The following is a 7052-nucleotide window of genomic DNA, read 5'->3' on the forward strand; positions in this document are numbered from 1 at the left end:
ACCTCAATGCCCCATATGACCCACAACTACATGTTAGGACTTGCGGCATTGCTGATCTCCTTTGCTATTACCTTTTACGCACCACTTGCTTATTTCTGGTTCAAACTACGCCAGCAGCGTAAGCAAAATAAGTAGTGAGGATAGTGCTGCTGTATAAATTCACAGCATTCATCGACAAAACTTAATTTTGCTTACACAAATTAAGCGTATAGTAAGACATCTCAGCCAAGCTGAATGTCTCATAAAAGATATAAAGCAACGTAGAGAGAATTGATATGTCTATCCTAAGTTGGGACGATTTCGAAGATGATTCGCAAAAACCGGCTGCTCCTGAACAGCAGCCTGCGCCCGTCGAGCCGCAAAAAGCGACTAATTCACAGATGGTATCTGATGCAGGCAACGCATCGCCGGATGTGGCAACTGCACAACCCCTTAGAGCCACTCAAAACCGAGGATCAAATCCAACCGATTCGCTGGCAAGAGCATCTGCTTCCCTAGAACAACTTGATGTTGCTCCAGGTCTGGAAGAGCTTGAAATGGGTGCACAGCGTGTACAGGTTGACGACAAGGCGATGATCAACTGTCGTGCCGACTTGAACCAGCTTGTTCCGTTCAAATACGAATGGGCTTGGCAAAAATATCTAGACGGTTGTGCCAACCACTGGATGCCGCAAGAAGTCAACATGAACCATGACATCGCACTTTGGAAATCTGAAAACGGCCTGACTGAAGATGAACGTACCATTGTCATGCGTTCACTCGGTTTCTTCTCGACTGCCGATTCACTGGTTGCAAACAACTTGGTATTGGCGATTTACCGTCACATTACCAACCCTGAATGCCGTCAATACATCTTGCGTCAGGCATTTGAAGAAGCGATTCATACACACGCTTACCAGTATTGTATCGAATCGCTCGGTATGGATGAAGGCGAAGTCTTCAACATGTACCGCGAAGTTCCGTCAGTGGCACGTAAAGCAGCGTGGGGTCTGAAATACACCCAGTCTTTAAGTGATCCTACTTTCAAAACCGGTACACCTGAAAATGATCAAATCCTGCTGCGCAACCTGATCGCGTTCTACTGTGTACTTGAAGGGATTTTCTTCTACTGCGGTTTCAGCCAGATCCTGTCGATGGGCCGGCGTAACAAGATGAATGGTGTTGCCGAGCAATTCCAGTACATTTTGCGTGATGAATCCATGCACCTGAACTTCGGTATTGATATGATTAACCAGATCAAGATCGAAAACCCGGGTCTATGGACAACCGAGTTCCAGGAAGAAATCATTCAGATGATTCTTGAAGGCACAATGCTGGAAATCGAATATGCACGTGACACGATGCCACGTGGTGTATTGGGTATGAATGCGGGCATGATGGAAGAATATCTGAAGTTTATTGCCAACCGTCGTCTAGCGCAGTTGGGTTTGCCTGAACAGTTCGCTGGTGTGAATAACCCGTTCCAGTGGATGTCGGAGATGATGGACTTGCGTAAAGAGAAGAATTTCTTTGAGACGCGTGTTACGGATTATCAGACCGGCGGTGCTTTAAGCTGGTAAGTCAAAAAGAAAAAGTTTAGTGAAATCCCGCCCCAGTAGCGGGATTTTTTATATGAAATATAGCCTATTCAATGCATAAAAAAACCGACCATCTACATTAAAAATATTATAAAAAATAAGTGCCTAAATATACTATTATGATATTATCCACATGAATTTAAAAACAATTTATAAATTTAAACACAAAGAAAGAGGGTAAAAATGAAAGGGGTTATTTTAGATTATTCAGTGCAGCATAATGCTGGTGTGATTAGTGGCGACGACCAAAATCGGTACAATTTCACCGGTGCAGAATGGCGTGGACAGCATCCGCCTGCTCGTGGAGATCAAGTCGATTTCGATATCGATCCTACAGGGAATGCCATTCAAATTTTTACAGCATTAGGTCACAGCAATCCTGTACAAAATATTTCCAAGCAATTAGACAAAATTTCTGATCAGAATAAAGCTGAAGAACAATTCAATATGATTGATTGGTTTGTAAAGTGTTTAAAAAGTTATGCGACGTTTATAGGGCGTGCTCGTCGTAAAGAATTCTGGTTTTTTACCTTAGTCCAATTTATTTTATTAATTATTGCTCAAATTATTGATGCAGTCATTGGAACTGAGTTTGTACTTTATGCCTTAGTAGTTTTAGCGTTATTTATTCCAGGCTTAGCAGTAACGATACGTCGTTTACATGATATTAATAAATCCGGTTGGTGGCTTTTAATTGCACTTATCCCGCTTATTGGCAGTATTTTATTAATTATCTGGCTAGCAACAGAGACCAAACAAGAAACCAATGAATGGGGGCAGCCTGCCAAATAACTTGACCAAAAAGAAAGGGCGATATCGCCCTTTCTCTCAATGAAAACTTAACCATACTTTCGTGCAAAATCTTCATCGGAAGTACATAGGTACATAATAAACTCAATAAATGCAATGATTGCCGGAATAAATGTCCAGAAGAAAATTAGATAGACAATTCCCCAACCGATACGACCTAGATAAAACTTATGTATACCAAATCCACCCAAGAAAAATGCGAGCAATGCCGCAACAATTCGATTTTTTTGCCCGACTTGATTGGTAAAGGGATTAGGAGCCGATACTAAATAAACGTCTTTGGCTTGTCCCTGCCCTAACACCTCAAAATCTACACGTTGTCCACGTGCTGGTAGCGCTTGGCCTCTCCATTCACTACCAGTAAATTGATAACGATTCTGATCATCCCCACTAATAATACCGGTATTATGCTGCACTGAATAATCTAAAATAGATCCTTGCATTATTATCTCTTTTTACGTGTTATTTACATGTTAAATTATAAGCATTCCACTATAGAAAAAATACTATATTTCAAATGACTATTGAAATAAAAAGATTTTCTATTTACTTACTTCTTCTCTACTTTAATTAAATATTATGAATAAAAAAACCGCCATTAATGGCGGTTTTTTTATTGAATGATTATTAAATTATTTCATCTTTTCAACGATTTGTTCAGCTTTCTTCAAATGTGCAGCAACCGCAGTACGGGTTTGCGTCAGCATATTCTTTAACTCTATATTTTTAGCATTTGGAATCAACTGCTTGTCGAGCATTGTCACCACTTTACGATGGACTTCAACTTGACTCATCATATAGTCCTTATCTGTTACGGATGACTGACTCAGTTTGGCCACCACCTTATCACTATCATTTTGCAATCCAGTACTGAGAGTGCTGGTTTGTGGCGTTAAATTTAAACGATTTGCCAAGGCTTGAGCTTTTTTCTCATTTGCTGAATGATCATTAATCATCATTTGGGCATACTTGCGGGCTTCATCTGTCTTCAGTTTAGGCAGGGCTGTTTTTGCCTGCTTAATCTCACCGTTGTTCGCTGTACTTAATACCTTAATCACCTGACTGTCAGTTAAAGTCACACGACTGTCATTCGACACTTGGGAATGCTGTTGAGCAGTATTCTTAGATTGTTGATTCATTGCCATAGTTTGGCCTGCAGCAAAAACCAATACACCACTGACTGCAGCACACTGAATCATCTTCTTCATTAAAATAGCTTTCATAATGGCATCCTTTTAAGGTTTTATTGATTAATTTTGCCTTTATAAAATAGGTGAATTAGATTAAAAACAGTGTAATGTTTGAGTTGTTTTTTTAAGCAATATATAAAGCGTTTATTAAGTTAAGCAAAGACTGTTAGTGATTAGTTTATTTATTTCAGGTCAGTAAAAAATGGACTTATTAAAATAATCAATATGCGAATGGCAAGTTTTATATATTTTGACCCAGATTTCAAAATATACCAATCACCTGTCGTTTTTTTATTTTCTAGACACATAAAAATAAAGTAACTTTTAATGCTTTGAATTAAAATACTTTTGTCATACTCACCCCCGCACTCCAATGACGCCCTTCTGCCGGTTCATAGAAACGACCATTACTTTCATTGACGATGACTGAACCCGAATAGTCTTTATCCAACAGATTGTCCACCCGTGCAAAAGTATTCACTGCCCAATCCTGCATTTTCCAGTGATAGCCAATATTTGCACCAGCGACTGTGTAGCTTGGTGCAGTATCAGAATTTAAGTCATTCACATAAATCTTGTCGGAGTAACGCACATCAAAGCCAGCCCTTAAACCATTTTCAGGCTTCCAGCCTAGACTTAAAAATGCCTGATTTTTGGCAATCCCCGGAATATAGTTCCCCGATGCTACTCTAGATACTACAACCTCTCCTTCATCATTCCGAAGTTCAGGAATATCTGCATCAAAAGTGGCATCAATATAGCTATAGCTGGCTTGTGCTGTCAGATCTCGCCACAGGTTTTTGTTCCAGGAAAGTTCTACACCTTCTCTTAAGGTTTTATCTGCATTACGGAAGGTAGCGCGCCCACCCTCATTTCCCGCAGAAACAATATCATTTTCGGTTCTGGTCCGAAAGGCGGCTACGGTGAAATCCCCCCAAGCATTAGCAGATTTCAAACCCACTTCATAGCTTTCACTTTCTGCTGCTTTTAAACTCAAGCTGCGGTTTTCAGCAGTATTTGCCGGATAAGACATTTCGGTAAATGTGGGGGTTTCAAAACCTTGGGCATAACTGGCATAAGCCATCAATTCGGGTAAGGGCTGCCAGCTTAAAGCTAAAGAGGGCAATAACTTTTGATAATCGGTTTTACCGGAATTATCGCCATTGGACAGGAATTTATCTTTAGATTTAAAATGCACATTGCTATAACGCAAACCAGCATCGAATGTCCCGTTTGGCAAGAATGCATAGGATGCTTGTAAATAAGGATCAAGATTCCACAAGCGATTGTCTTCATCCCGGCGTAGTTCACCTTTTACCCCCAAGGTATCACCGACAAAGTTTTGGTAGCCTTTGCGCTCTTCGCTCATGGCATCCACGGCAATACCAGAAATCAGTTTAGTATTTGGAAAAATATCTTTACCTGTCCAGCGCAGGTCAGTGCCGTAGAAATGACGGTCAAAATCAATCACGCCACCGGCATGATTGACTCCACCTTGCGCTGTACGAGGAATCGACTGGTACTGGGTCACTGCCCGTTGTCCCCAATAGGCCATCCCGTAGAGTTCATGCTGATCATTGATCGGTTTATTCCAGGTTATCCCGGTTTGCAGCTGTTCAGTTTCCTTACGTGCATTATATAAAAGGACATTCTCAGCGACCTGTTTAGGATTGGCTTGCCACTGTTCGCGAGTTAAACCACCGGGATCATCCGCAGCAATTTTAACGTAATTATTAATCCAGTTAATTTTAGAGCCGTCCTCCAGATCCCAAGTCAGCTTGGCATTACTCAGAACTTTATGCGCACCGCTATGATCCCGAAAACCGTCAGTATCAAAATAGGATGAACTGATCATATAGCTCGGCTCATTGGCATTTTCTGAACCGCCCTGCAAAACCAGCTTGGTCTGACCTTTATGTTGACTGCCGGCAGAATGACCCAGTTCGATCGAATCAGCACCTTGCCCTTCCCGTGTGGTGGTTAAAATTGTCCCTCCGGAAGAATTACCATATAGCGATGAAAATGCACCGCCTAAAACTTCAATATGCTCCAGACTGTTCAAGTCAATATTCGAGGTTTGCCCCTGCCCATCCGGCATGGTCGCCGGAATTCCATCGACATATAAACGCACGCCGCGTACCCCAAAACTGGAACGGGCACCAAAGCCACGCATTGAAATTTGCAAATCTTGGGCATAGTTTTCACGATTATTGAGCTGTAGCCCTGGAACACCCTTTAAGGTTTCCGAAAGATTCACATTCAGGCTGTTCTGTTGTTCCTGATTGAGATAATACACTGAAGCGGGTGTGCTTAAACGCTCCCGGTCAGTACGGGTCGCCTGCACAATAATCGGTGCAAGTTTTTGTACTTCTGTTACCGCATTTTCGGCATAAAGCATCTGAGTCAGACAAGCGATTAGACAGGATAATGCGATTTTTATAGGAAAATATTGAAGTCGATGCTGCATAATTTTTGGTTCCTGTTTTTCGATATGACTCAGAAAAATCTATATACTGCTGGAGCAAATTAGGTTATTTATTCTTTAAACCGGATTGATCTTTAATGACCCGTAAATTCAAATTTTCTTTATCAGAATATGAATAGAAATTTTCTTCTTAAGCCGCGTGATCAGGTGTTTTTTGACATCAAAGCAATTTATAAAAGTCTTTCTTTGAATTTTTCAATATTGTGCTGTATACATATTTCTCTAGCATTCTAGAGAGTTATAAAGATATTTATAAGCTTAGGAAACAAATCAACAGCATTTCTACAGAACCTTGTTCTGCTGTATTTTCTGAACAAACATAAATAACTTAGAATCTCAAATGAAGTGCAACAGAGATTAAATCATTGAAAGATGCAAGATGAGCTAGCATGCTGTTTCCGACTGACCAAAGTCAAAATTGCATCATGAATTACACTCATCTTACCAAAGAAGAAAAATATCAGATTTATATATTAGATCAGTTTATGTCTGCACCCTCGGGCAAATTCTTCGGTAAATGAAAAAGACAGGACTGAATCAGACAGTCTTCAGCATAACGTACAATTCCTGAGGCTCTGGGCTCTAAAATCCTATCATTCGTAGCAACGTGAAATAAAGTTTGGTATTCGCGCCAATAGTCAGACAAAAAATGACTTTATCTGAGTAGTCTACATCGAGTTAGAATGCGTTCCTTGCTGCTTAACCACTCGATGAAATCTCGCTAGCATTTACACTTTGGTTCCGAAAGCTTCTTGGAGTCGAGGTACTTCATCCGCAGATAATGCATGAATGCCAAGAAAATTAGAGTACAAATATCAATCAAAAAAGTAGTCGTTTTCTGGTTTATGAAAGCGATCTAGGGCGTGTCCTCATTTGGCTTTGCACCAAATAAACATGCAAGCAATGTAGATCATAGACTGATAATTTCGTGCAAGCTTATCAAATCGGGTAGCAATAGCACGGAAATGTTTTAATCTCGCAAATGCATTT

Annotated in this window: 6 protein-coding genes and 1 pseudogene; 3 read left to right on the top strand and 4 right to left on the bottom strand. The window is 40.5% G+C overall.

The genetic code is table 11. The features are described from left to right. Window positions 1-6 precede the first annotated feature (6 nt). From FTT73_RS16570 to FTT73_RS05875, 3 genes are all read left to right on the top strand, one after another. Complete coding sequence (locus tag FTT73_RS16570) at window positions 7-135, top strand: hypothetical protein (RefSeq protein ID WP_005169615.1); 129 nt, start codon at window positions 7-9, stop codon at window positions 133-135. A 140-nt stretch (window positions 136-275) separates the two neighbouring features. Continuing rightward, a complete protein-coding gene (locus FTT73_RS05870) occupies window positions 276-1559 on the top strand; it encodes a ribonucleotide-diphosphate reductase subunit beta (protein WP_005169603.1) in 1284 nt (427 codons plus the stop codon). A gap of 201 nt (window positions 1560-1760) precedes the next feature. Continuing rightward, window positions 1761-2369, top strand: coding sequence for a DUF805 domain-containing protein (locus FTT73_RS05875; protein WP_100534929.1), 609 nt, complete (start codon window positions 1761-1763; stop codon window positions 2367-2369). Window positions 2370-2416: 47 nt separating this feature from the next. On the opposite strand, the gene FTT73_RS05880 is transcribed toward FTT73_RS05875, so the two are convergent. The 4 genes and pseudogenes from FTT73_RS05880 to FTT73_RS05895 form a co-directional block, all read right to left on the bottom strand. Continuing rightward, window positions 2417-2830: a TM2 domain-containing protein gene (locus FTT73_RS05880; protein ID WP_005169598.1), complete on the bottom strand. Its 414-nt coding sequence runs from the start codon at window positions 2828-2830 to the stop codon at window positions 2417-2419. A 189-nt stretch (window positions 2831-3019) separates the two neighbouring features. Further along, window positions 3020-3610: a DUF4142 domain-containing protein gene (locus tag FTT73_RS05885; RefSeq protein ID WP_005169595.1), complete on the bottom strand. Its 591-nt coding sequence runs from the start codon at window positions 3608-3610 to the stop codon at window positions 3020-3022. Window positions 3611-3914: 304 nt separating this feature from the next. After that, window positions 3915-6044 (bottom strand): TonB-dependent receptor, encoded by a 2130-nt coding sequence (locus FTT73_RS05890; RefSeq protein ID WP_180075352.1) that lies wholly within the window; start codon window positions 6042-6044, stop codon window positions 3915-3917. 887 nt (window positions 6045-6931) lie between these two features. Beyond that, window positions 6932-7052 (bottom strand): annotated as a pseudogene (locus FTT73_RS05895) (IS5/IS1182 family transposase); the annotation flags it as partial.

It is taken from the genome of Acinetobacter sp. YH01006, assembly GCF_013420445.1.
Taxonomy (GTDB): Bacteria; Pseudomonadota; Gammaproteobacteria; order Pseudomonadales; family Moraxellaceae; genus Acinetobacter; species Acinetobacter pseudolwoffii.

Coding starts and splice junctions, on each gene's coding strand:
- FTT73_RS16570 (WP_005169615.1), top strand. CDS start 7: ATGCCCCATATGACCCACAACTACATGTTAGGACTTGCGGCATTGCTG.
- FTT73_RS05870 (WP_005169603.1), top strand. CDS start 276: ATGTCTATCCTAAGTTGGGACGATTTCGAAGATGATTCGCAAAAACCG.
- FTT73_RS05875 (WP_100534929.1), top strand. CDS start 1,761: ATGAAAGGGGTTATTTTAGATTATTCAGTGCAGCATAATGCTGGTGTG.
- FTT73_RS05880 (WP_005169598.1), bottom strand. CDS start 2,830: ATGCAAGGATCTATTTTAGATTATTCAGTGCAGCATAATACCGGTATT.
- FTT73_RS05885 (WP_005169595.1), bottom strand. CDS start 3,610: ATGAAAGCTATTTTAATGAAGAAGATGATTCAGTGTGCTGCAGTCAGT.
- FTT73_RS05890 (WP_180075352.1), bottom strand. CDS start 6,044: ATGCAGCATCGACTTCAATATTTTCCTATAAAAATCGCATTATCCTGT.